The organism is Nocardiopsis listeri NBRC 13360, assembly GCF_001570765.1.
Lineage (GTDB): Bacteria > Actinomycetota > Actinomycetes > Streptosporangiales > Streptosporangiaceae > Nocardiopsis > Nocardiopsis listeri.
This window is the reverse complement of sequence record NZ_BCSH01000002.1, coordinates 84,018-108,423: the sequence shown is the minus strand read 5'-3', so window position 1 is coordinate 108,423 and position 24,406 is coordinate 84,018. Positions and strand designations below refer to the sequence as shown.

Here is a 24,406-nt window from a genome sequence, read left to right as displayed (position 1 = left end):
GGCACAATCACACAGGCTACCGCTACCAGACCAGGTGGTCAAAACGGTGTGCGAGATAGCGAGAACAAACGGAACCGGTTCTCGCGTAGCCGTGGGTCACCCCTAGTCTACGCGCTCTCCGACTCGCTTCGCCCCAGGTTTCCCCTGGAATGTGGTTGGAGGGCCCTCACAGGAGAACGGCCGCTTCCGGAGGGCCCATTCTCCCCCCGAAAGCGGCCGGCCGGCTACAGAATCACCAAGATCGCGACGGAGATCACCGTCACCACGATGCCGACCACCGCGAATACGGTGCCGGTCGTGATCAGACCGAGTCCATCGAGGGTCCCACGCGATCCCCGGATCTCCTTCTTGGCCTTGGGTCCCGTGACGAACAACGCGAGGATCGCGGTGATCACACCGAGGAACGGGATCAGCGAGGCGAGACCCAGCCACAGGGTCCGCGTCGCGCCCGGATCGGTGTCGGCCAGGAAGTCGACGCTGTCGTACCCGGGGTAGGAGTCACCGGCCTCTCCCCCGAGGGGGCGGTCCTCGAAGCCGGGAAAGTCCTCAACGATCCGGTCACGACGGCGACGGTTCGACCTCGGGCGTTCGGTCATCCCGTAGTCGGCCGGGGTGAAGCCGTCCTCGTACTCGGGGTCCTCCTCCTCTGCGACCTGTTCCTCCGCGACCTCGTACCGGGGTTCCGGACCATCGTCCGGAGCGTCGGTCGGGTCGTCGTCCGGAGCGTCGGTCGGGTCGTCGTCCGGAGCGTCGTTCCAAGCGCCGGCGGGGCCCTGTGGCCGGGACCCGAAGGGTGAGGCCAGGTCGGAGGGGAGCCCCGCCGCGGACGGGGCGGGACGGTCGTCGAAGCCGAGCTCGTCCCGAACCCGATCGTCGTAACCCTGGTCACCGTAGGACCGGCCGTCATAACCCGGGTCGTCGTAGGTCCTCTCTTCATAGGCGCCCTCGTCGTAGGCCCGGTCACCCAAACCCTGTTCCGGGTACCCCGACCCCCGATGGCCCTGCTCGGTGTACCCCTGGGCCGCGTACCCCTGGTCCGTGTACCCCCGGTCGTAGTAGACCGGTTCGTCGTAACCGCCGATGTTCCGGTCACCGCCCGCGGGCGCGTCCGGAGCACGGTCGATCGAACGCGCGCCCGCCGTCCCGTAGTCATCGAGCCCACGACCGTCGAATCCGAGTTCGTCGTGGGGCATAGCGGGTCCGGTGCCGGTTCCGTACGCCGACGGTTCCTCGTCGTAGGCGGGCCGGTCGAACATCTGGGTGGCGTTGTCGGCGCCCCTGCTCCAAGAGGGTTCATCAACCGGGTCCGGGCCGTATGCCTGCGGTTCCTCGGTCTCCTTGGCCTTGGCCCGCGATTGCATGTTCGCGATCGCGGCGAGCGGGTCCTCGGATGAGGGCACCGCCGCGGACAGTGCCCCGGTGTCGGGGCCGTTGTCGCGTTCGGTACCGATCTCGTCCAGGCCCGTGGGCTCGAACCCGGTATCGCCGCGACGACGCCGTTCGGCCTCCCGGACCACCTCCGGCAGCCGCGGGTCGTCGCGGTCGAACGCCCAGGTGTTGCCACTGCCGGTGCCCAGGGCACCGTCGTCGGCGGGCACCGAGTACCGGGAAGGGGCGGAGAGCTCGTCGTAGGGTTCCGTGTACCTCTGACCGGACCGTTCCCCCAGCAGCGGATCCTGGGCCGGGGACGCCTCGTGGCGGCGATCCTCCAGGTAGGAGGGAGCGGGGTCGCTCCAACGCTCCGACCGGGATCCGGCCCAGGGCTCGGCCGCGCCGGTGGCCTCCCGATCCGGCGCCGGGCTCTGGTCCGGGGCCCGATCGTCCAGGCCATCGGTGTCGTACCGAGGCACCGCGTACTCCTCGGCCGCGGTGTCGGCTTCCCACGCGTCCGCGGATCGCGCACCGGGGGTCGCCTCGTCCATCCAGGAGTCCTGAGCGTCCACGGGGCCGCTCTCCTCCGACTCCTCGGGCGGCAACGGGACCTGTGCGCTCGCCGCGATGCCCGGATAGCCTCCGGCCCGGCCCTCGTCGTCCTCCGGCTCCCAAGCGGGCTCACCCTCGAACCCACGCCCGGGCGCGGTGCCCCACCACGGTTCCCCTCCGGGAGGGACATCGGAGGGCACGTTCTCCGAAGGGGAGAGCGTGTTCTCCTCGTGCCGGGGCCACAGCGGCTCGGCGGGATCCCGGGGTTCCGTGGACGACTCCCAGGACGGCGCTCGCGAGGCCGAGGCTCCGGCCGGACTCTCCCCGGTCGGAGCACCCCACTCGGGGTGGGTGTTCGGCACCGAGGGCTCGACCGGCGTCGAGGAGGTGTTCGAAGACTCCCAGGCGGGCGGACGCTCGCCCGGCACACGTGTCACCGGCTGATAGGCACCACTGCCCGCACCCGGGTAGGAGATGCCGGGCGGACCCTGAGGCTCCTGGCTCACCGCGGGGGGTGGGGGCGGAGCGCCCAGAGCGTCAGGGTAGGGCTCCACCAGGGCCGGGCGCGACGTGCTCAGCCCCGAATACCCGCCGCTGTCGGGAAAGACCGCGGTCTCTTCCTTCGGGGCGTCGCCCTCGGGCTCCTCCCCTTCATTGTTCATGGGGTCCTGGTAATCGGACTGTGTTCGGAAACGGTTCTCACTGGGCTTGAACCAGGAGTCCGCGTCCTCTCCGGACGACCGATTCCCCGGTTCTCCGCCCCCGTTATCGTTCACTTGCGTGCTCTCCCGCCGGCGCCGTGGCGCCCTCTCCCCGTCAACACAGCGGTGTGTCGACCCACAACGACGAAACGGCGGCGGGGCCACCCCCCGTGATGAGGGTGGCTGACCGCCGCCGTCAGCTCAGCCAACGTTCAGTTCGGCTGCTTATCGGTTGTACGGCCCGAAGTCGTACTCCTCCAGTGGCACGGCCTCTCCCGAACCCTGCCCGAAGGTGTACTCACTCGGTTCCTCGTAGCCGGACACCGAGTACATCGAGGCCTTGGCCTCCTCGGTCGGCTCGACCCGAATGTTCCGGTACTGCGGAATGCCCGTACCGGCCGGGATGAGCTTACCGATGATCACGTTCTCCTTGAGGCCGAGCAGCGGGTCGCTCTTGCCGTGGATCGCGTTCTCGGTGAGCACCCGGGTGGTCTCCTGGAAGGAGGCCGCGGACAGCCAGGACTCCGTGGCCAGCGAGGCCTTGGTGATCCCCAGCAGGACCGGACGTCCGGCGGCGGGCTGGCCGCCCTCGGACACCACGCGCCGGTTGATGCGCTCGAACTTGGGCCGCTCGACCATCTCACCGGGCAGCAGCTCGGTGTCGCCGGACTCCAGGATGTTCACCCGCTTGAGCATCTGGCGAACGATGATCTCGATGTGCTTGTCGTGGATGGACACACCCTGCGACTTGTACACCTCCTGGACCTCCGACACGAGGTGCTGCTGCACCGCGCGCGGGCCCTGGATGCGAAGCACCTCGTGCGGGTTGATCGCACCCTGGATGAGCTGCTGACCGACCTTGACGTGGTCGTCGTCGGTCACCAGGAGCTGGGCACGCATCGGGACCGGGTAAGCGATCTCGTCGGTGCCGTCGTCCGGGATGACGACGATCTTGCGGCTCTTCTCGGTGTCATCGATCCGGATCCGGCCCTCCATCTCGGAGATCGGGGCCACACCCTTGGGGATGCGGGCCTCGAAGAGCTCCTGGACACGGGGCAGACCGTGGGTGATGTCCAGACCGGCCGAACCACCCATGTGGAAGGTCCGCATGGTCAGCTGGGTACCGGGCTCACCGATGGACTGTGCCGCGATGATACCGATCGCCTCACCGACGTCCACCGGCTTGCCGGTCGCCATGGAGCGGCCGTAGCAGGTGGTGCAGACGCCGATCTTCGCCTCACAGGTCAGCGACGAGCGGATGCGCACCCGGGTGATCCCGGCGGCGACCAGCTTGTCGATGTTCTGCTCGGAGGTGTCGGACAGGGCGGGCAGCACCACGTTGCCGTCGGCGTCCAGCACGTCCTCGGCGAGGGTACGGCCGAAACCGGTGTTCTCGACGTTGTGCTTGCGACCGACGACGCCGGCGGCGTTCTTCTCACCGATCTCGTGCCACAGGGAACGGTCGGTGTTGCAGTCCACCTCACGGACGATGACGTCCTGGGCGACGTCCACCAGACGACGGGTCAGGTAACCCGAGTCTGCGGTACGCAGCGCGGTGTCGGCCAGACCCTTGCGCTGACCGTGCGTGGAGATGAAGTACTCCAGCACGGACAGGCCCTCACGGTAGGAGGACTTGATCGGACGCGGGATCGTCTCACCCTTGGTGTTGGAGACCAGACCACGGATACCGGCGATCTGGCGCACCTGCATCGGGTTACCACGCGCACCGGACTGGACCATCATCCACACCGGGTTGTCGGCGGGGAAGTTGTCCTCCATGTTCTTGGCGACCTCGGCGGTCGCCTCGGTCCACAGCTCCGTGAGCTCCTTGCGGCGCTCATCGTCGGTGATCAGACCACGGTCGTACTCGCGCTGCAGCTTGTCGGCCTTGCCGTCGTACCGGGTGAGGATCTCGTCCTTCTGCGGCGGCGCGACGACGTCCTCGATGCCGATGGTCAGACCGGACCGGGTGGCCCAGCGGTAACCGGCGTCCTTGAGGGCGTCCAGAGTCGTGGCGACCTGGACCTTCGGGTAGTTCTCGGCGAGGTCGTTGACCAGCGTCGAAACCTGCTTCTTACCCACCTGGAAGTTGACGTACGGGTAGTCGACCGGAGTGGCCTCGTTGAAGAGGTACCGCCCCAGGGTCGTCTCCAGCACGTACACGTCGCCCTGTTCCCAGCCCTCGGGCGGGGTCCAGTCCTTGGGCGCGGGGGCTCCGTCCGCGATCCGCAGGCGGATCTTCGCCTGCAGGTCGAGGTAGCCCAGGTCGAAGGCCATGATGGCCTCCGACGGCGAGCGGAACGCACGACCCTCGCCCGTGGCGCCGGCCTTCTCCGTCGTCAGGTAGTACAGACCGATGATCATGTCCTGGGTGGGCATGGTCACGGGCTTACCGTCGGACGGCTTGAGGATGTTGTTGGTGGCCAGCATCAGCAGCCGCGCCTCGGCCTGGGCCTCGGCGGACAGCGGCAGGTGCACGGCCATCTGGTCACCGTCGAAGTCCGCGTTGAACGCGGTGCACACGAGCGGGTGGATCTGGATGGCCTTGCCCTCGACCAGCTGCGGCTCGAAGGCCTGGATGCCCAGGCGGTGCAGCGTCGGGGCACGGTTGAGCAGAACCGGGTGCTCGGTGATGACCTCTTCGAGGACGTCCCAAACGACCGGGCGGGACCGCTCGACCATGCGCTTGGCGCTCTTGATGTTCTGCGCGTGGTTCAGGTCGACCAGACGCTTCATCACGAACGGCTTGAACAGCTCCAGGGCCATCTGCTTGGGCAGACCGCACTGGTGCAGCTTCAGCTGCGGGCCGACGACGATGACCGAACGGCCGGAGTAGTCGACTCGCTTACCGAGCAGGTTCTGACGGAACCGACCCTGCTTACCCTTCAGCATGTCGGACAGCGACTTGAGCGGACGGTTACCGGGACCGGTGACCGGGCGCCCACGGCGGCCGTTGTCGAACAGCGCGTCGACGGCCTCCTGGAGCATCCGCTTCTCGTTGTTGACGATGATCTCGGGCGCGCCCAGGTCCAGAAGCCGCTTGAGGCGGTTGTTCCGGTTGATGACACGGCGGTACAGGTCGTTGAGGTCGGAGGTCGCGAAGCGGCCACCGTCCAGCTGCACCATCGGACGCAGGTCCGGCGGGATGACCGGGATGCAGTCCAGCACCATGCCCATGGGGCTGTTGGTGGTGTTGAGGAACGCCGAGACGACCTTGAGCCGCTTCAGGGCACGGGCCTTCTTCTGGCCCTTGCCGGTACGGATGGTCTCCCGGAGTTTCTCGGCCTCCTCCTCCAACTCGAAGTTGGACAGGCGGTCCTGGATGGCCTGAGCGCCCATGCCACCACGGAAGTACTTCCCGAAGCGGTCCCGCATCTCGCGGTAGAGCATCTCGTCGCCCTCGAGGTCCTGGACCTTGAGGTTCTTGAACCGGTTCCAGACCTCGTCGAGGCGGTCGATCTCACGCTGAGCGCGGTCGCGCAGCTGGCGCATCTCACGCTCGGCGCCCTCACGCACCTTGCGACGCGCGTCGCCCTTGGCACCCTGCTCCTCGAGCTCGGCCAGGTCGGTCTCGAGCTTGCGGTGACGCTCCTCCAGGGTGGAGTCGCGACGCTGCTCCAGGTGCTGCTTCTCGACCGAGATCCGGGCCTCGAGCGACTGCAGGTCGCGCTCACGGCCCTCGGTGTCCACCCACGTGACCATGTAGGCGGCGAAGTAGATGATCTTCTCGAGATCCTTCGGCGCCAGGTCCAGCAGGTAGCCCAGGCGAGAGGGCACACCCTTGAAGTACCAGATGTGCGTGACGGGAGCGGCCAGCTCGATGTGGCCCATCCGCTCACGGCGCACCTTGGCGCGGGTCACCTCGACGCCGCAGCGCTCACAGATGATGCCCTTGAAGCGGACGCGCTTGTACTTACCGCAGTAGCACTCCCAGTCCCGGGTCGGACCGAAGATCTTCTCGCAGAAGAGTCCGTCCTTCTCGGGCTTGAGGGTCCGGTAGTTGATGGTTTCGGGCTTCTTGACCTCGCCGTGCGACCACTGGCGGATGTCCTCGGCCGTGGCGAGACCGATGCGCAGCTCGTCGAAGAAGTTGACGTCGAGCACTTAATTCGTCCCCTGCTCTCGAAGAATGCGGAAGTTAGACCTCTTCGACACTGCTCGGCTCACGCCTACCCAGGTCGATTCCCAATTCTTCCGCGGCGCGGAAGACGTCCTCGTCACTGTCCCGCATCTCGATGGACATACCGTCACTGGACAGCACCTCCACGTTCAGACAGAGCGACTGCATCTCCTTGATGAGCACCTTGAAGGATTCAGGGATGCCCGGTTCGGGGATGTTCTCGCCCTTGACGATGGCCTCGTAGACCTTGACGCGGCCCACCACGTCGTCGGACTTGATGGTGAGCAGCTCCTGAAGCGCGTAGGCGGCACCGTAGGCCTCCAGGGCCCAGACCTCCATCTCACCGAAGCGCTGACCACCGAACTGTGCCTTACCACCCAGCGGCTGCTGCGTGATCATGGAGTACGGACCGGTGGAGCGGGCGTGGATCTTGTCGTCCACGAGGTGGTGGAGCTTCAGGATGTACTTGTAACCGACGGAGATCGGCTCGGCGAAGGGTTCGCCGGTGCGGCCGTCGAACAGACGCGCCTTACCGTCGGTGTTGATGAGACGGTTGCCGTCCGCGTTCGGACGGACCGACTTGAGCAGACCGCTGAGCTCGGGGCCCTCCAGGCCGTCGAAGACCGGGGTGGCCACTCGCGAGTTCGGCTCGACCTCCGCGGCACCGACCGCGTGGATCGCCTTCTCCCATTCCTCTTCCATGCCCTCGACGGACCAGCCGTTCTTGGCCAGCCAACCGAGGTGGACCTCCAGGACCTGGCCGACGTTCATTCGACCGGGCACACCGAGCGGGTTGAGGATGATGTCGACGGGCGTGCCGTCCTCCAGGAAGGGCATGTCCTCCTGGGGCAGGATCTTGGCGATGACGCCCTTGTTGCCGTGACGCCCGGCCAGCTTGTCACCATCGGTGATCTTGCGCTTCTGGGCGACGTAGACGCGGACCATCTCGTTCACGCCGGGAGCGAGCTCGTCGCCGTCCTCGCGGCTGAAGACGCGCACGCCGATGACCTTGCCGGTCTCACCGTGCGGAACCTTCAGGGAGGTGTCGCGGACCTCGCGGGCCTTCTCACCGAAGATCGCGCGCAGCAGGCGCTCCTCCGGGGTCAGCTCGGTCTCACCCTTGGGCGTGACCTTGCCGACGAGGATGTCGCCGTCGACGACCTCGGCGCCGATCCGGATGATGCCCCGGTCATCGAGGTCGGCCAGGACCTCCTCGCTGACGTTGGGGATCTCCCGGGTGATCTCCTCCGGGCCCAGCTTGGTGTCACGGGCGTCGACCTCGTGCTCCTCGATGTGGATCGAGGAGAGGACGTCGTCCTGCACCAGACGCTGGGAGAGGATGATGGCGTCCTCGTAGTTGTGCCCCTCCCAGGACATGTACGCCACGAGGAGGTTCTTGCCCAGCGACATCTCGCCCTGGTCCGTGGAGGGACCGTCGGCGAGGACCTGACGCTCCTCGACCCGCTGGCCCTCCTGGACGATGGGGCGCTGGTTGAAGCAGGTGCCCTGGTTGGAGCGCTGGAACTTGCCCATCCGGTACGTCTTGCGCGTGCCGTCGTCGGCCATCACGGTGACGTAGTCGGCACTGACGTCCTCGACCACGCCGGCCTTCTCCGCGAGGAGGACCTCGCCGGCGTCGGTGGCGGCGCGGTACTCCATGCCGGTGCCGACGAACGGCGACTCGGCGCGCAGCAGCGGCACGGCCTGGCGCTGCATGTTGGAACCCATGAGCGCGCGGTTGGCGTCGTCGTGCTCCAGGAACGGGATCATGGCGGTGGCGACCGACACCATCTGGCGCGGCGACACGTCCATGTAGTCGACCTCGTCGGTGCCGACCTGCTCGAACTCCCCGCCCTTACGACGGACGAGCACACCGGACTCGGCGAAGCTCCCATCGGCGTTCAACGGGGTGTTGGCCTGCGCGATGACGCACAGGTCCTCCTCGTCGGCGGTGAGGTAGTAGACCTCGTCGGAGACCTTGCCGTCGATGACCTTGCGGTACGGGGTCTCCACGAAGCCGAAGGAGTTCACCCGGCCGTAGGCGGCGAGCGAACCGATCAGACCGATATTGGGGCCCTCAGGGGTCTCGATCGGGCACATGCGGCCGTAGTGGGACGGGTGGACGTCTCGGACCTCGAAGCCCGCGCGCTCACGGGAGAGACCGCCCGGACCCAGCGCCGAGAGGCGACGCTTGTGGGTCAGGCCCGCGAGCGGGTTGGTCTGGTCCATGAACTGGGACAGCTGCGAGGTGCCGAAGAACTCCTTGATGGAGGCCACGACGGGACGGATGTTGATCAGGGTCTGCGGCGTGATCGCCTCGACGTCCTGGGTGGTCATCCGCTCGCGGACGACGCGCTCCATACGGGCCAGGCCCAGGCGGACCTGGTTCTGGATGAGCTCGCCGACGGTGCGCAGGCGACGGTTGCCGAAGTGGTCGATGTCGTCGGTCTCGATCGGACGGAGGCCGAGGACGGTCTCCTTCTCGACCTCACCCGCGTGCAGGCGGACGAGGTAGTCGATCGTGGAGACGATGTCCTCTTCGGTGAGGGTCCCCTGCGTGAACTCGGTGTCCAGACCGAGCTTCTTGTTGATCTTGTAACGACCGACCTTGGCCAGGTCGTAGCGCTTGGGGTTGAAGTACAGGTTCTCCAGCAGCGCCTGAGCCGACTCCTTCGTGGGCGGCTCTCCCGGGCGCAGCTTGCGGTAGATGTCCAGCAGCGCGTCGTCGGTACCCGCGGTGGGGTCCTTCTCCAGGGTGTTGCGGATCGACTCGTACTGGCCGAAACGCTCCAGGATCTGGTCGGTGGTCCAGCCGAGGGCCTTGAGCAGGACGGTGACGCCCTGCTTGCGCTTACGGTCGATGCGAACACCGACGAAGTCGCGCTTGTCGACCTCGAACTCCAGCCAGGCACCACGGGACGGGATGACCTTGCACCCGAACAGGTCCTTGTCGGAGGTCTTGTCGACGGAGGTGTCGAAGTAGACACCCGGGGACCGAACCAGCTGGGACACGACGACGCGCTCGGTGCCGTTGATGATGAAGGTGCCCTTGACGGTCATGAGCGGGAAGTCGCCCATGAACACCGTCTGGCTCTTGATCTCACCGGTGTCGTTGTTGATGAACTCCGCCGTGACGAACATCGGGGCGGAGTAGGTCATGTCCTTGTCCTTGCACTCCTCTTCGGAGTACTTGGGCGGTTCGAACCGGTGGTCACGGAACGAAAGGGACATCGTGCCCGAGAAGTCCTCGATCGGGCTGATCTCCTCGAAGATCTCTTCGAGACCGGACTGCTCCGAAACGTCCTTGCGGCCGGCGGCGCGGGCCGTCTCGCCCCGCGTCTTCCACGTGTCGTTGCCCAGCAGCCAGTCGAACGACTCGGTCTGCAGGGCCAGAAGATTGGGAACCTCGAGGGGTTCCTGGATACGGGCGAAAGAAACGCGGTGCGGACCAAGGGCGTTAGCGGAGGCGTTGCGCGAGGCTGCCAACAGGGGTCCTTCCGAAGGCTTGTGGCGGTTGAAGCGCGCACGCCAGACGATCCGTCACGAGAAGGACCGCCGCAACACGGTTGAGACGGTCACTTCGAGCGGGAGCGGGCATTGTCGGAGCTTCCGGAGTAACAAACGGAAACGACGAAAAGCCGTTCACCGACACAGGGATCACCAAAGGGCAGCGCAAAAGAGCAGTGTAGCCGAACACTACACCGCTGTCCACTCACGGTCCACGGCACCACTCACGACACCGGCAGGATCACCCCTGGAGGGCGATCCGTCAAGCCCGGTGGCCGCCGAACGCCACCGCACACGCCCCCGGGGGAAGGCCCTGGACCATCAGGGTGAAACAGCGCGCCTGCCCTGGCCCCACGGGGGAATGTGAGCCAACGGACACCCGGAAGGATTCCCTCGCCCAAGGCGGGTAAACACTCCCCAACGAGTCCGTCAGGATTCCCGGGACGGGAGATTATCGCGTCCGAGGGACAGTTCGCACACGCGCACCCCTCCGGTCCCGGTTTCCCCTGGCCCCAGGGCCGGGGACCGCAACAGCTTCGCACACCGAAGACCCGTGTCCCCGCACGGACACGGCCGCGCCACGACAAAGGGGACGTTCGTTCTCGTTCGACCCGCGTACCGGCCACCCATGGGCCCGGGCCCTTCGACCCCGGCCCGAGGACGGACACGGACATGAAAAAACGGCCGCCCCTCCCCGAAGGGAGGAACGGCCGCTCAGCGTAGACCAGCAGGCGCCTGAGGCCCGCGGAGGACTACTTGAGGGTGACGGTGGCGCCGGCGCCCTCGAGGGCCTCCTTGGCCTTGTCGGCGTTCTCCTTGCTCGCGGCCTCGAGCACGGCCTTCGGAGCGTTGTCGACCAGGTCCTTGGCTTCCTTCAGGCCCAGGCTCGTGAGGCCGCGGACCTCCTTGATGACCTGGATCTTCTTGTCACCGGCGGACTCGAGGACGACGTCGAACTCGGTCTGCTCTTCGGCGTCGTCCTCGGCGCCGGCGGCACCGGGAGCGGCGACGGCGACGGCGGCCGGGGCGGCGGCGGTGACGTCGAACTTGTCCTCGAACAGCTTCACGAACTCGGAGAGCTCGAGAAGGGTCATCTCCTCGAACGCGGCAAGCAGGTCATCGTTGCTGAGCTTCGCCATGATGCGATCTCTCTTTCTCTCATGACACGCGCGCCAACGGCACAGCGTGCGAGCCAATGGCCGGGCGCCGTCGGCACCCGCCGTGGTTCAAAAGGTTTAAGCGGCTTCCTCGGTACGCTTGTCCGCCAGAGCCTGCGCGAGACGCACAGTCTTGGAGGGCAGCGCCTGGAAGACGGCGGCGGCCTGGCCCTGCTTGGCCTTGAGCGCGCCGGCCAGCTTCGAGAGGAGGACCTCTCGGGACTCCAGATCGGCCAGCTTGGTGACCTGCTCGGCGGTCATCGACTTGCCGTCGACGACAGCACCCTTGATCACCAGGGGCGAGTTCGCCTTCGCGAAGTCACGCAGACCCTTGGCGGCCTCGACGACGTCCCCGTGGACGAAGGCGATGGCGGAGGGGCCTTCGAGCAGATCGGTGATCTGCTCGTCGACGCCGGCCTCCTTGACCGCGATCTTGGTCAGCGTGTTCTTGACGATGCGAAAACGCGTGCTCTGACCGAGGCTGCGGCGCAGTGCGGAAACCTGCGCGACAGTGAGCCCCCGGTATTCGGTCAGCACTGCGGCGTTCGAATCGCGGAGCTCGTCCGCGAGTTCGGCGACCGCGGCTGCCTTGTCCGGCCTCGCCATGGGACTCCTTCCAACAGTGAACGCTGGTTTTCTCCCAAGGACTTCCACGATCGGCGTCAGCACGAGAAAAGCCCCGAGCGCAAGGCGCACGGGGCATGTCCGCGTTCTCCCACCCATGTGCTCGGCACACGGGACTTGGAACGGGAAAGCTCTGGTGACACCTGCGCGGGCGCCCATCGAGGTGGGTCCTTAGGTCACCCGAGCGGGTGACGACCAGCGGTCTTCGGCAAGTCCCAATGCTAACCGACGAATGGGAGTGCTCGACCACGTCCGGCTGGACCGTCCGGTGACGATCGCCACCCCGACTTCAGCGAGGGTGGAAAGCGAACCGCCCCCGCGCTCCCGAAGGAGGCGAGGGCGGTTCGAGCATCATCCGGTCCCCCCGAATGTTCCGTAGACCACAGGGGGTACCGTTCGGGCGCCGTCAGGCCCTGTTCACTGGAAACCCGGCGAGGTGCCGGCGGTGGGATAGCACGCTTTTCGCTATCACTCCGAAGGCGCCGCTGTGTCCCCTTGAACCCATTCCTGACTCATTTGGCGCCCGAACACCCGATAGGACTGCGCCGTAGGCGTCCGTTGAGGGTGGTGGCGGGCGACGGGTGGGCCAAAGCGTTAGCGGCGGCGCAAAACAAACACTGCCTAGGCGTCGAGCGGGATGCTCGGGCCCATCGTGGTGGAGACCACGGCCTTCTTGATGTAGCGGCCCTTGGCGGCGGACGGCTTGAGGCGGTTCACCTCATCGATCGCGGCCTGGTAGTTCTCGAGCAGCTTGGGCTCGTCGAACGAGGTCTTGCCGATGATGAAGTGCAGGTTCCCGTGGCGGTCCACGCGGAACTCGATCTTGCCGCCCTTGATGTCGGTCACGGCCTTGGCCACGTCCGGGGTGACGGTGCCCGTCTTCGGGTTGGGCATGAGGCCACGGGGGCCCAGGACACGGCCGAGACGACCGACCTTGCCCATGAGGTCCGGGGTGGCCACGACGGCGTCGAAGTCGAGGAAGCCGTCCTGGACCTTCTGGACGAGCTCGTCGTCGCCGACGATGTCGGCGCCGGCGGCCCGAGCCTGCTCGGCACGCTCACCGGTCGCGAAGACCAGGACCCGAGCGGTCTTGCCGGTGCCGTTCGGCAGGTTCACGGTGCCGCGGACCATCTGATCGGCCTTGCGCGGGTCGACGCCCAGGCGCAGGGCCACCTCGACGGTGGCGTCGAACTTGATGTTGCTGGTCTCCTTGGCCAGCTTCACGGCCTCGGCGGGGCTGTAAAGCCGGTCGCGGTCCACCAGGTTGGCGGCTTTGCGGTGGTTCTTGCTGCGCTTCACGCTGTTCTCCTACGGGAACGTGTGGTCCTTGGGCCGGCGCATGGCCCTGCCACTGTGGTTCTTGCCGTCGAGTAACCCCTGTTCGGGGGTTACTTGACCTCGATGCCCATGGAACGGGCGGTACCGGCGACGATCTTGGTGGCGGCCTCGATGTCGTCGGTGTTGAGGTCGGGCAGCTTGGTCTGCGCGATCTCACGGACCTGGTCGGCGCTGATGGAACCGTTGTTGCTACGGCCCGGCTCGCCGGAGGCCTTGTCCACACCGGCGGCCTTCAGGATCAGCTTGGGCGCCGGGGGCGTCTTGGTGACGAAGCTGAAGGAACGGTCCTCGTAGATGGAGATCTCTACGGGGATGACGTTGCCGCGCTGGGCCTCCGTAGCAGCGTTGTACTGCTTGCAGAAGTCCATGATGTTGACGCCGTGCGGACCGAGAGCGGTACCGACGGGCGGCGCCGGGGTCGCCTGACCGGCGGGCAGCTGCACCTTGACGAGTGCGGCGAGTTTCTTCTTCGGAGGCATATCGGGTCCTTTGCCTGATCTGCGTTGTGTGCCGGCCCCTGCCTCCCTGACGGCACGTACGGGCCGAAGGGCCACGGCCGTGCCGCTGCCGAAGGAGGCTTCCCCGCGCAGGGCGCGGGCCACGGCCCGTCGGGACCGGACGGGCCGGGCGCGTGTTCGTCGGGCCGCGAGGCCTACCGTGACACGCGACGGTGGGTCCACCCTCGTCGAGGGTGGACCCACCAAGTCTACGTCGCCCGGACAGTACTCCGGGCTGGTTGTGGGATGAACCCCACGACGTCAGATCTTGGCGACCTGGTTGAAGGAGAGCTCCACCGGGGTCTCACGGCCGAAGATCGACACGAGCACCTTGAGCTTTTGGGTGTCGCCGTTGATCTCGCTGACCGTGGCGGGCAGGGTCGCGAACGGACCCTCCATGACGGTGACGGACTCTCCGACCTCGTAGGCGACGTCGGAGCGGGTCTCGCCACCGCCCGCGGCCTTGGCCTGCGGGGAGGACTCCGGCTCCACCTCCGGTTCGGGGGCCAGGAGCTTGGCGACCTCGGTCAGGCTCAGTGGGGCGGGCTTGTTGGACAGGCCCACGAAACCGGTGACGCCCGGGGTGTTGCGAATGGCCGACCAGGACTCGTCGGTCAGGTCCATGCGGACGAGCACGTAGCCGGGCAGGACCTTCTCGGTGACCTGCTGGCGCTTGCCGCTCTTGACCTCGGTGACCTCGTGCTCGGGCACCTCGACCTGGAAGATGTACTCCTCCATGTTGAGGGACTGGGTACGGCTCTCGACGTTCGCCTTGACGCGCTTCTCGTAGCCGGCGTAGGTGTGCACGACGTACCAGTCGCCGGGCAGCAGGACGAGTTCGTTCTTGAACTCCTCGACGGGGTCGAGGCGGGGCAACTCGGGCTCGGCTTCGGCCTCTTCAGCACTCTCGTCGGCTTCAGCGACCTCATCGGCCTCATCGGCGAACCCCGGGACGTCGCTATCGGCGTCCTGGGCCGGCTCGCCCGCCAGGCCGGTCTCTTCCGCCGACGACTGATCCGGCTCCTCTTCGGGGAAGTCGTCAGAGGTCAGTGGGGACTCGGACACGGCTGCTCTTTCTCTCGTCGGATTCGCTAGTGCGTGCGACGCACACCGAACAGGCCGTGCGTCGAACCCAGTTCTGCCAGCTTACGGTCTCTCAGGGCGACGCGGGACCAACGCGCGGACGAGGAAGGGCTTCCAGGGCGGAGTCGACGCGCCCCTGTCCCTGTGCGAACGGGTCGTGCCTTAGACGCTGGGCCGACCGAAGGTGCTGTAGAGCCAGGTGACGGCCTCACCGAAGGCGAAGTCGAGAACGGAGACGTAGGACAGGACCAACACGACGAACACCAGGACGACGATGGTGTAGGTGGTCAGTTCCTTACGCGTGGGCCAGCGGACCTTGCGCAGCTCGTCGACGACCTGCTTGGTGAACGTCACCGGACCGGTACGACGCTTGGGCTCCTTCTCGGGCTTGGCGTCGGCGTCAGTCTGAGTCACCTGGGGTCCTTAGAGTCGCGGGCTGCTTGATTCCCCTGTAGTTCCGTTGCCCTCGCGGCGGGGTGACGACCGTGGTCGCCACCCCGATCCGCGCTCGGACTTGCAGGGCAGGAGGGACTCGAACCCCCAACCGCCGGTTTTGGAGACCGGTGCTCTGCCAATTGAGCCACTGCCCTTAGCGGAAACTGCGTTGCCCACCATAGCCGGTCCTGAGAGTCGTCGCACAACCTCGAAGGTGTGACGCCTGCGTAACGAACCGGCCGACACGAACGATTGTACGCCCATCCGGGGGCCACGGCCAAACCGGTTCCGCCGATCCGAACGACCGGGGTGACCTTCCCCGCCCGAGGAAGTGACCTTCCCCCCGACGTCGTGGAGGAGCGCATGACACCATGGGAACATGACTGATCGACCCCGTGTCTCTGCACGTATCAGCGCCATTTCCGAGTCCGCCACCCTCGCGGTGGACGCCAAGGCCAAGGCCATGAAGGCCGAGGGCCGACCCGTCATCGGATTCGGCGCGGGGGAACCGGACTTCCCGACCCCCGACTACATCGTGGAAGCCGCGGTGGCCGCCGCCCGTGAGCCCCGCTTCCACCGCTACACCCCGGCGGGTGGTCTTCCCGAGCTGAAGAAGGCCATCGCCGAGAAGACCGAGCGTGACTCCGGTTACAAGGTCGAGCCGGCCCAGATCCTGGTCACCAACGGTGGCAAGCAGGCCATCTACGAGGCCTTCGCCGCCCTGCTGGACCCGGGCGACGAGGTCATCGTGATCGCCCCGTACTGGACGACCTACCCCGAGTCGATCAAGCTCGCGGGCGGTGTGCCCGTCTACGTCGTCACCGACGAGAGCACCGGCTACCTGGCCTCGGTCGAACAGCTGGAGGCGGCTCGCACCGACCGCACCAAGGTGCTGGTGTTCGTGTCCCCGTCCAACCCGACCGGCGCCGTCTACCCGCGCGAGCAGGTCCGCGCCATCGGCCGGTGGGCGAACGAGCACGGCCTGTGGGTGCTGACCGACGAGATCTACGAGCACCTGGTCTACGGTGACGCCGAGTTCTCGTCGCTGCCCGTCGAGGTCCCCGAGATCGCCGACCGCACCATCATCGTCAACGGGGTCGCCAAGACGTACGCGATGACCGGCTGGCGCGTGGGGTGGATCATCGGCCCCAAGGACGTGGTCAAGGCCGCGAGCAACCTACAGTCGCACGCCACCTCCAACGTCGCGAACGTATCGCAGGCCGCCGCCGTGGCCGCCCTCTCCGGCGACCTGACCGCGGTCGATGAGATGCGGAAGGCGTTCGACCGTCGCCGCCGGACCATCGTGCGGATGCTCAACGAAATCGACGGCGTGGTCTGCCCCGAGCCCGAGGGCGCGTTCTACGCGTACCCGTCGGTGAAGGGCGTGCTCGGCAAGGAGATCCGCGGCAGGACCCCGAAGACCTCCACCGAGCTGGCCGAGCTCATCCTGGAGGAGGCCGAGGTCGCGGTGGTCCCGGGTGAGGCCTTCGGCACCCCCGGCTACCTGCGTCTGTCGTACGCGCTCAGCGACGAGGACCTCGTCGAGGGCGTGACCCGCGTGCAGAACCTGCTGGCCGAGGCCGAGTAGCGAACACGGGAGTGACGAAGGAGCCCCGGGCCGGGTGGTCCGGGGCTCCTTCGTGTGCGGGGCGGGTCACGGTTGTCGCCGTTCCCGGTGCGCGAGGTGTGCTTCATACGGCAGGCTTGGGACATGGAGACACCGACCAGCGCCCGCCGGTTGGACCGGCTGCCCAAGGCCCACCTGCACCTGCACTTCACCGGGTCCATGCGCCACGGCACACTCGTGGAGATGGCCGAGCAGCGGGGCGTGCACCTGCCCCAGGCCCTGGCCGAGGAGTGGCCGCCCAGACTGCGGGCCACAGACGAACGCGGCTGGTTCCGCTTCCAGCGCCTGTACGACATCGCTCGTTCGGTCCTACAGCGGCAAGAGGACATGTACCGCCTGTTGCTCGAGGCCGCCGAGGACGAACGAGAGGCCGGTTCGGGCTGGCTGGAGATCCAGGTCGACCCCAGCGGCTACGCTTCCCGTTTCGACGGACTCACCGCCACCCTGGAACTCATCCTGGACGCGGCCCGCGTCGCCTCGGAGGCCACCGGTGTGGGCATCGGGATCATGGTGGCGGCCAACCGCACCCGGCACCCGTTGGACGCCCGCGCCCTGGCCCGGCTCGCGCGCCAGTACGCGGGCAGGGGCGTGGTCTCGTTCGGGCTCAACAACGACGAACGCCGCGGCCGCGCGCGCGACTTCGAGGCCGCCTTCCGGATCGCCAAGCGCGCCGGCCTGCTGTCGGCCCCGCACGGTGGCGAACTGAACGGTCCGCTCAGCGTGCGCGAGTGCCTGGACGAGCTGGACGCCGACCGCATCGGACACGGGGTCCGGGCCATCGAGGACCCGTACCTGGTGGAGCGGATCGCCACCCAGGAGGTCACCCTGGAGGTGTGCCCGACCTCCAACGTGGGTCTGGGCGTGGTGGAGAAGGTGGACCACCTGCCGCTGCGCAGGCTCTACGACGCGGGGGTGCCGATCGCCCTGGGCACCGACGACCCCCTGCTGTTCGGCCCCCGTCTGCTGGAGCAGTACCGGATCGCCCGCGAGGTGTTCGGGTTCAGCGACCCCGAGCTCGCCGATCTGGCCCGCATGTCGATCCGTGGTTCGGGTGCCCCGGACTCGTTGAAGAAGGAGATGCTCTCGGGCGTGGACGACTGGCTCGAGATGCCTATCGTTTAGCGCCGCCGCTTCGCTTTGGCGTGTTCGGGCGCCCCAAAAAGTCAGGAACCTTCGCCACCTTCGGTGTGATAGCGAAAAAACGTGCCATCCCGCCGCCGACGCCTCCCCGAGTTTCCAGAGAACAGGGCCTGACAGCGCCCGAACGTCAACCCCCCGTGGTCCCCAAAACGAGTTCGGGCGACCACCCCACGCTGTTGAGCGCCGCCGCTTCGCTTTGGCCCACCCGTCGCCCGCACGGCCCTCTGGCGGGATCAGGCGAGGAGGGCCCACGCGCCCTGGGCGAGCATCGCGGCGCCGGCGACGAAGAACAGCACCGAGGCTCCGATCCTGATCGCCCGCTCGGGCAGCTTCTTGCCGAGGACGGCGCCGATGGCGATGGCGATCCCGTCGGCGGCGACCATGCCGATCGTGGAGCCGATCCACACCGGGAGCCAGTGGTGCTGGGTGCCGACGGTGATGGTGGCGAGCATGGTCTTGTCCCCGAGCTCGGCGACGAAGAAGACCAGGGCCACGGTCATGAAGGCGGAGCGGATCCGGCGGGAGGCGGCGCGTTCCTCGTCCTTGTCGGTCATCTCGTCGCCGCGCAGGGTCCACAGACCGAAGAAGAGGAAGGCCAGACCGGCGGCTAGGGTGAGCCAGTCGGTGGGCAGGGTCGCGCCGAGGACCTCGGCGATGAGGACGCTGCCCAGGTGGACCACGGCGGTGGCGGCGGTGATGCCGAGGATGACCGTGAGGACGCGGTAGCGCGAGGCGAGGGACATCGCGACCAGTTGGGTCTTGTCACCCATTTCCGCGATGAAGATGGCCGCCGTACTGAAGCCGAGAGCGGCGAGAAAAGCCGACATGCTACTCCTGCTGTCCTGGTTGGGCAGAAGGAGGCGGATAACGCCCCTTCAACCCGGTCGATTACTACCGGGTCAAAGGTCTCGCCCGCCCGCCTGAGCTGGGCTCACGCGGCCGGGACGGAAGGTCCAGTATGTCGACCGCGCGCATTGGGGACTACTCCCCTTCGACACGACCGACATTACCAGCGGCTTTTTTCATCGGCAATTCGTTGATTCGGCGAATTGTTCAATTCGGCGAGGTGGAAAAATGAGTTGGGAACGCCCAACTCGTTTCTTCGGTGCGTCGCCCCAGGACGTATCGGGCACAGGACCGGGCCTACAGGCCCACACCGACCATGACCGGTTCGTTGACCAGGCGTACCCCGAAGGCGGCTTCGACCCCGGCGCGCACCTCGCGGGCCAGGTCGAGCAGGTCGGCCGTGCTCGCACCACCGGGGTTGGTCAGGGCCAGGGTGTGCTTGCCGGAGATCCGCGCGGGACCGTCGCCGTAGCCCTTGGTGAATCCGGCCCGGTCGATCAGCCAGGCGGCGGAGAGCTTCACGTTGCCCTCGTCGTCGGGGTGGCCGGGGATCTGGGCGTCCGTACCCAGGCGTTCGAGGGCTCGCTCGCGGAAGGCCGCGTACTGTTCCGGCGACAGGATCGGGTTGGTGAAGAACGAACCGGCGCTGCGGGTGTCCGGGTCGGCCGGGTCCAGCACCATGCCCTTGCCTCGACGCAGACCCAGGACGACCTCCCGAGCCTTCTCCAGCGGTACGCGCTCCCCCGCCTCGACACCCATGGTGCGGGCGACCTCGGCGTAGCGCACGGGACGGCTGAGAGGTCCGCGACGCAGTTCGAAGACCACCTCGCACACCACGTAGCGATCGTGACCCTTGAAGGAGCTGTCCCGGTAGGTGAACCCGCAGTCGGCGTTGGACATGGTCACCAGGTCACCGGTGGTGCGGTCCAGGACCAGCACCTCACGGATGGTCTGGCTGACGTCCTGACCGTAGGCGCCGACGTTCTGGATGGGGGTGGAGCCGACCCGGCCGGGGATGCCGGAGAGGAACTCGATGCCGTTGAGGCCCTCGGCGACGGCCCGTTCGACCAGCGGGTCCCAGTCCACGCCCGCGTCCGCGCGCAACAGGACGACGGTCTCACCGGTCTCCGGGTCGGTCCCGGCCTCGGTCAGGGTGACCCCTTGGGAGGCGACCAGGATCACGGTTCCGGGGAAGCCGTCGTCGGCGACCACCAGGTTGCTGCCGCCGCCCAGGACGAGCACCCGTTCACCGGTTCGCTCGGCGTCGGTGACCAGGCGGACCAGTTCATCGGTCGTGGCGGCGGAGTGGAAGGCCTTGGCGGGACCGCCCAGGCCGAGCGTGGTGTGGTCGGCGAGCATCGTGGACACGGGCGTGGTACCTCTTCGTTCTCGGGCGGGTCAGGCGAGACGGACGACGGCGGAGGCCTTGGCGAGTACCTTGGCGCCACCGGACCGGGCGGTCAGCAGAACGGTGACGGTGCCGTCGTCGTTCTTGGACTTGACCTTGCCTCCGACGGTGATCTCGGCGCCGTCATCGTCGTCGGGGACGACCACGGGCGCGGAGAAGCGTACCGAGTAGTCGACGACGCTGCCGGGGTCCCCCGTCCAGTCGGTGATGACCCGTCCGGCCTCGGCCATGGTGAACATGCCGTGCGCGATCACGTCGGGCAGGCCGACGGACTTGGCGAAGCGCTCGTTCCAGTGAATGAGGTTGAAGTCACCGGAGGCACCGGCGTAGCGGACCAGGTCCAGTCGGCGGACCGGGAAGGTCCGTTCCGGCAGCTGCGCGCCGGTCTCGACCTCGTCGTACTTGAGCCTGCTCATCCTCGTGTCCCCGCTTCCTAGGATCCCCGGACGACGAGCATCATGCCCGCCGTCACCACGTGTTCGCCATCGGCCGCCGTGGCCACCGTCTCCAGGGTGAGCAGCTCGTTGCCGCCCAGGGCCTTGATGTCGGTGATGCGGGTGACGGTGTTCAGGACGTCACCGGCGTACAGCGGGCGCTCGTAGTGGAAGCTCTGGTCACCGTGGACGACACGGGAGAAGTCGACGCCCAGGTCGGGGTCGGCGATGGCCAGCGCGGAACCGGCCATGCCCAGGATCACCGGGAAGGTGGGAGGAGCGATGACGTCGGGGTGACCCATGGCCTTCGCGGACTCACGGTCCAGGTAGACCGGATTGAGGTCGTTGATGGCCTCGGCGAACTCGCGGATCTTGCCGCGGGTCACCTCGTAGGTCTCGGGGGCGGGGTACTCCCGGCCGAGGTAGTCAGGGTTGATCGCCACGCTCTGCCTCTCGGATGTGGAAACGTCGGGGCTCGGCCGCCGTCGCGGAGAGGACCCCTGGACAGCGAACAGCCCGGTGAGCGATTCGCTCACCGGGCTGGATTCTACGAGAAGCCGCCGTTCCCCGCCGGGGGCGACGACCGTCCTGCGTGACCTAGCGGGTCTCGCGGTGGTCGTTGTGCTTGCGGCAGTTCGGGCAGAACTTCTTGATCGTCAGACGGTCGGGGGTGTTCCGACGGTTCTTGCGCGTGATGTAGTTCCGGTGATTGCACTCCTGGCAGGCCAGGGTGATCTTCGGCCTCACGTCTGTGGCAGCCACTTCGGAGTGCCTTTCTCGCTGGAGACATTACCTTGACGCAGTGAAAAACTGCTGAGACCCACGACGACCCCTGAGTTTGACGCTCAGGGGTCAGTGGGTTGGTAGCGGGGGCCGGACTTGAACCGACGACACAGCGATTATGAGCCGCTTGCTCTACCGACTGAGCTACCCCGCCCCGATCAGACAACAAAGACATCCTATCGCGGATGTCTCCTGTTTCGGCCGGCGAAGTTCCACCGGCCGCCCACCTGAGTGGACCGGAACCTCATCAAGTGGTGGAGCCCCTTTACGGAATCGAACCGTAGACCTTCTCCTTACCATGGAGACGCTCTGCCGACTGAGCTAAAGGGGCGCGCCGTGGGACTTTCTCTCGTCCGCCCCGGGGGTGTTGCCCCCTTGCGCTGGTCATGACTATACAGGGATTGAGGGGTGGTCTGCCAAATCGAAGGCCCAAGCCCCCTCCCACCGGCTTGCCCGAGGCCGACACCGGATCACGAAATCCCTGGTCAGAGCAGGATTCTTAGAGTTTTCAGAGCCTGTCCCACGCCTCGAAAAACGGCCCGAATGTGACGGCGTGCACGCCCGTGAGGAGCCGTCAGGACCCCTCACTCCCCTCAGAGCCCCTCAGACGCCGTTCTCGGCGAGCCAGACGTTGGACATGGCGTCGCGGTTGATCGTGCGGATGTCCGCGGCCAGCCCCAGCCGGCGCAGCGCGTCCGACAGTCGGGTGTCGTGGGTGAAGACGATGAGCTGCCGGTGCCGGCCCACCTCGGCCAGCACGGAGGCGAGTCCCTCCACGGTCTCGGTGTCCATGGCCTGGACCGGGTCGTCCAGCAGCAGGAACCCGAACGGGTTGCCCTCGACGAGGGTGCGCGGCAGACAGATGGACAGCGCCAGGGCCTGGAACTCGCCCTGGCTGAGCAGCCCGGGCGCGCTGGTCTGGTCCTCCACGCCGTCCACGGACACGTCCACCTCGACCCTTCGCCGGGCCCCACGGCCGATGAGCCGCATGCCCTGTAGGTCGATGTGGCGTTCCTGGCGCAGCCGGAACCAGACCTGTTCGGCCTGGGCCGCGACCGGACCGAGCCGTTCGGCGCGCACCGCCCGGGCGTACTCGGTGAGCTGTCCGAGCGCGGCCTCCGCGTATGAGAGGGACTCGCTCGCCTTGATGGCGTCCTGGGCGTCGTCCAACCACTCGGAGAGCCGTTCGGCGAGGTCCGACCACCCGTCGGTGGGGTCCTCCAGGCGTTCGGACGCGTCCCGACGCGCGCTGACCGCGGCCGCGCGGAGCCTACGGCCCACGTCCTCGATGTGGTCGGCGAGTTCGGCGAGGTCCTCGATGTCGGAACCGGACTCCCACAGAGACCACACCTGGCCGAGTTCGCTCTCCGGGGGGAGCCAGCCGGGCATCGGGGAGAGCAGGAAGCGGGCCTGGTCGCGAGCGACGTCGGCGCGTTCGTAGGCGGCCGACGTGATCGCGGCCTGGGGGCGTAGCGCGCGCAGTTGGGCGTTGGCGCGCCGCACCCAGTCGGCCCCCAGTGCTCCGGTGGTGGCGCATGTGGGGCAGGTGGTCTCGGTGGGATGACGCTTGTGGTGTTCCAGCGCCTGTTCGAGGAGCCGGACCACCCCGTGGGCGTGGTCGCCCTTGGTACCGGCCGCCATGGCCAGTTCCATGGAGGCGCCCCGCAGCTCGTTGACGACGTCGCTCATGACGACGCGTTCGGGGACGCTGAGTCGGCGCAGCCTACGCATGACGACGTGTTGGGCCGGGTCGCTGGGGCCGTCGTCGGCGGCCAGTCGACGCAGGGCGTCCAGGTCCATGTCGGGTGCGGAGAGCAGCCCTGCGCTCTGGGCCGCCCGAGGGTCGGCGGAGGCGCCGAGCGCGTCCAGGAGCGGCCCCAGGGAGCGCGAGGGACGGTCTCGGCGGCGGACGAGGCCGTCGCAGACCTTGGCGAGGCGACGCTCCGCCTCTGCGAGCCCGGTGATGCCCAGGAGTGCGGTGAGGGTGTCGTAGAGCTCGGCGGCGCGACCGGTGACGGTACGGCCGAGTTCGTCGTAGGACAGGAAGGGCCGGTAGCGGACCAGGTTCTCGCCCCAGTCCAGGGTGCGCAGCGGCGAGACCTCGCCGCTCGGGTGCACGACCTCGCCGCGGGCGGAGCGAACGCTCTCACCGGTCCAGCGGCGACTGATCCGCGTGGGTCCGTGGTCCCCCGCGATGTGGATGTCGACGCTGGCCTCTGTGCGCTCGTCGTAGTGCAGGTTGCGCCAGCCGTCGCGCCATCCCGTGGGCATGGCGTCCCAACGGGGGTTGCGACCGGTCAGGGCGGCTTCGGCGGCCTCGGCGAAGCTGGACTTGCCGGATCCGTTGCGGCCGACGATCACGGTGAGTCCGGGGCCGGCCGGGAAGGTGAGTTCGGCCGGCCGACCGATGCCGCGGAAACCCTGGACCCGGATGCCGGTGAGGTAGGCGCGACGCATCGATCCGGGCGGAACGCTCGGGGGCTCGGGAACGGCCTCGGGGAAGTGTTCACCCCGCAGGAGGGCCTCCAGGGCATCATCGCCCCACAGGGCGGCGTTGACCCATGATCGGACCCGTGAGGGCACCCCGGAGCGCGCCAACGCCTCCAGGAGTCCCTTCGTGGTGGGGTCGTCGGCCCCGGGAGCGACCCCCCGGCCGTCCGGTCCTCCGTTCGCGCCCGCCTCGGGTCCCCGAGTCACCTTCGCCACCCCGCTCCGTTTCAGAACCTGCGTCAGCAGACTAGGACAGGAAAGGTGCAAGCCCGCTGGTGATGTCTACAACACGA

General features: G+C 67.5%; 17 protein-coding genes and 3 tRNA genes. 2 read left to right on the top strand and 18 right to left on the bottom strand.

The features are described from left to right. Window positions 1-224: 224 nt before the first annotated feature. The 10 genes from NLI01S_RS01250 to NLI01S_RS01205 all read right to left on the bottom strand — a co-directional run bounded on the left by NLI01S_RS01250 (window position 225) and on the right by NLI01S_RS01205 (window position 15,540). Window positions 225-2,585, bottom strand: coding sequence for a hypothetical protein (locus NLI01S_RS01250; protein WP_157090902.1), 2,361 nt, complete (start codon window positions 2,583-2,585; stop codon window positions 225-227). Between the two features lie 264 nt (window positions 2,586-2,849). Next, window positions 2,850-6,728 carry a DNA-directed RNA polymerase subunit beta' gene (locus NLI01S_RS01245; protein WP_067597744.1) on the bottom strand — a complete coding sequence of 1,293 codons (3,879 nt, stop codon included), beginning with the start codon at window positions 6,726-6,728 and terminating at the stop codon, window positions 2,850-2,852. Between the two features lie 34 nt (window positions 6,729-6,762). Continuing rightward, the gene (gene rpoB, locus NLI01S_RS01240; protein WP_067597741.1) at window positions 6,763-10,230 is read right to left on the bottom strand and encodes a DNA-directed RNA polymerase subunit beta; all 3,468 of its coding nucleotides are present in this window, start codon (window positions 10,228-10,230) and stop codon (window positions 6,763-6,765) included. A gap of 773 nt (window positions 10,231-11,003) precedes the next feature. Continuing rightward, the gene (rplL, locus tag NLI01S_RS01235) at window positions 11,004-11,390 is read right to left on the bottom strand and encodes a 50S ribosomal protein L7/L12 (protein WP_067597738.1); all 387 of its coding nucleotides are present in this window, start codon (window positions 11,388-11,390) and stop codon (window positions 11,004-11,006) included. A gap of 96 nt (window positions 11,391-11,486) precedes the next feature. Continuing rightward, entirely contained in the window at window positions 11,487-12,014 is a 528-nt protein-coding gene (gene rplJ, locus NLI01S_RS01230; RefSeq protein ID WP_067597735.1) for a 50S ribosomal protein L10, read from the bottom strand. Between the two features lie 639 nt (window positions 12,015-12,653). Then, window positions 12,654-13,331, bottom strand: coding sequence for a 50S ribosomal protein L1 (rplA, locus tag NLI01S_RS01225; RefSeq protein ID WP_067597732.1), 678 nt, complete (start codon window positions 13,329-13,331; stop codon window positions 12,654-12,656). 89 nt (window positions 13,332-13,420) lie between these two features. Then, window positions 13,421-13,849, bottom strand: a complete 429-nt coding sequence (gene rplK, locus NLI01S_RS01220; protein WP_067597729.1) for a 50S ribosomal protein L11 — start codon at window positions 13,847-13,849, stop codon at window positions 13,421-13,423. A 279-nt stretch (window positions 13,850-14,128) separates the two neighbouring features. Then, a complete protein-coding gene (gene nusG, locus NLI01S_RS01215) occupies window positions 14,129-14,932 on the bottom strand; it encodes a transcription termination/antitermination protein NusG (RefSeq protein WP_067597726.1) in 804 nt (267 codons plus the stop codon). A 180-nt stretch (window positions 14,933-15,112) separates the two neighbouring features. Continuing rightward, a complete protein-coding gene (gene secE / locus NLI01S_RS01210) occupies window positions 15,113-15,364 on the bottom strand; it encodes a preprotein translocase subunit SecE (protein ID WP_067597723.1) in 252 nt (83 codons plus the stop codon). A gap of 103 nt (window positions 15,365-15,467) precedes the next feature. Next, window positions 15,468-15,540 (bottom strand) — tRNA-Trp (locus NLI01S_RS01205). Between the two features lie 224 nt (window positions 15,541-15,764). Between NLI01S_RS01205 and NLI01S_RS01200 the strand changes: the two genes are divergently transcribed. After that, entirely contained in the window at window positions 15,765-16,973 is a 1,209-nt protein-coding gene (locus NLI01S_RS01200; RefSeq protein WP_067597720.1) for a pyridoxal phosphate-dependent aminotransferase, read from the top strand. A gap of 123 nt (window positions 16,974-17,096) precedes the next feature. Next, window positions 17,097-18,134 carry an adenosine deaminase gene (locus tag NLI01S_RS01195; RefSeq protein ID WP_067597862.1) on the top strand — a complete coding sequence of 346 codons (1,038 nt, stop codon included), beginning with the start codon at window positions 17,097-17,099 and terminating at the stop codon, window positions 18,132-18,134. Between the two features lie 251 nt (window positions 18,135-18,385). On the opposite strand, the gene NLI01S_RS01190 is transcribed toward NLI01S_RS01195, so the two are convergent. The 8 genes from NLI01S_RS01190 to NLI01S_RS01155 form a co-directional block, all read right to left on the bottom strand. Next, window positions 18,386-18,979 (bottom strand): TMEM165/GDT1 family protein, encoded by a 594-nt coding sequence (locus NLI01S_RS01190; protein WP_067597717.1) that lies wholly within the window; start codon window positions 18,977-18,979, stop codon window positions 18,386-18,388. A 316-nt stretch (window positions 18,980-19,295) separates the two neighbouring features. Beyond that, window positions 19,296-20,357, bottom strand: coding sequence for a UDP-N-acetylmuramate dehydrogenase (locus tag NLI01S_RS01185; RefSeq protein ID WP_190318329.1), 1,062 nt, complete (start codon window positions 20,355-20,357; stop codon window positions 19,296-19,298). A 39-nt stretch (window positions 20,358-20,396) separates the two neighbouring features. Then, window positions 20,397-20,822 carry a MaoC family dehydratase gene (locus tag NLI01S_RS01180; RefSeq protein ID WP_067597711.1) on the bottom strand — a complete coding sequence of 142 codons (426 nt, stop codon included), beginning with the start codon at window positions 20,820-20,822 and terminating at the stop codon, window positions 20,397-20,399. 17 nt (window positions 20,823-20,839) lie between these two features. Then, entirely contained in the window at window positions 20,840-21,283 is a 444-nt protein-coding gene (locus tag NLI01S_RS01175) for a MaoC family dehydratase N-terminal domain-containing protein (protein ID WP_067597708.1), read from the bottom strand. 154 nt (window positions 21,284-21,437) lie between these two features. Further along, the gene (gene rpmG / locus NLI01S_RS01170) at window positions 21,438-21,602 is read right to left on the bottom strand and encodes a 50S ribosomal protein L33 (protein WP_026117477.1); all 165 of its coding nucleotides are present in this window, start codon (window positions 21,600-21,602) and stop codon (window positions 21,438-21,440) included. Between the two features lie 99 nt (window positions 21,603-21,701). Next, window positions 21,702-21,777 (bottom strand) — tRNA-Met (locus NLI01S_RS01165). 101 nt (window positions 21,778-21,878) lie between these two features. Beyond that, window positions 21,879-21,954: transfer RNA gene (locus NLI01S_RS01160), tRNA-Thr, on the bottom strand. Between the two features lie 272 nt (window positions 21,955-22,226). Next, window positions 22,227-24,329 (bottom strand): ATP-binding protein, encoded by a 2,103-nt coding sequence (locus tag NLI01S_RS01155; RefSeq protein ID WP_067597705.1) that lies wholly within the window; start codon window positions 24,327-24,329, stop codon window positions 22,227-22,229. Window positions 24,330-24,406: the final 77 nt, after the last annotated feature.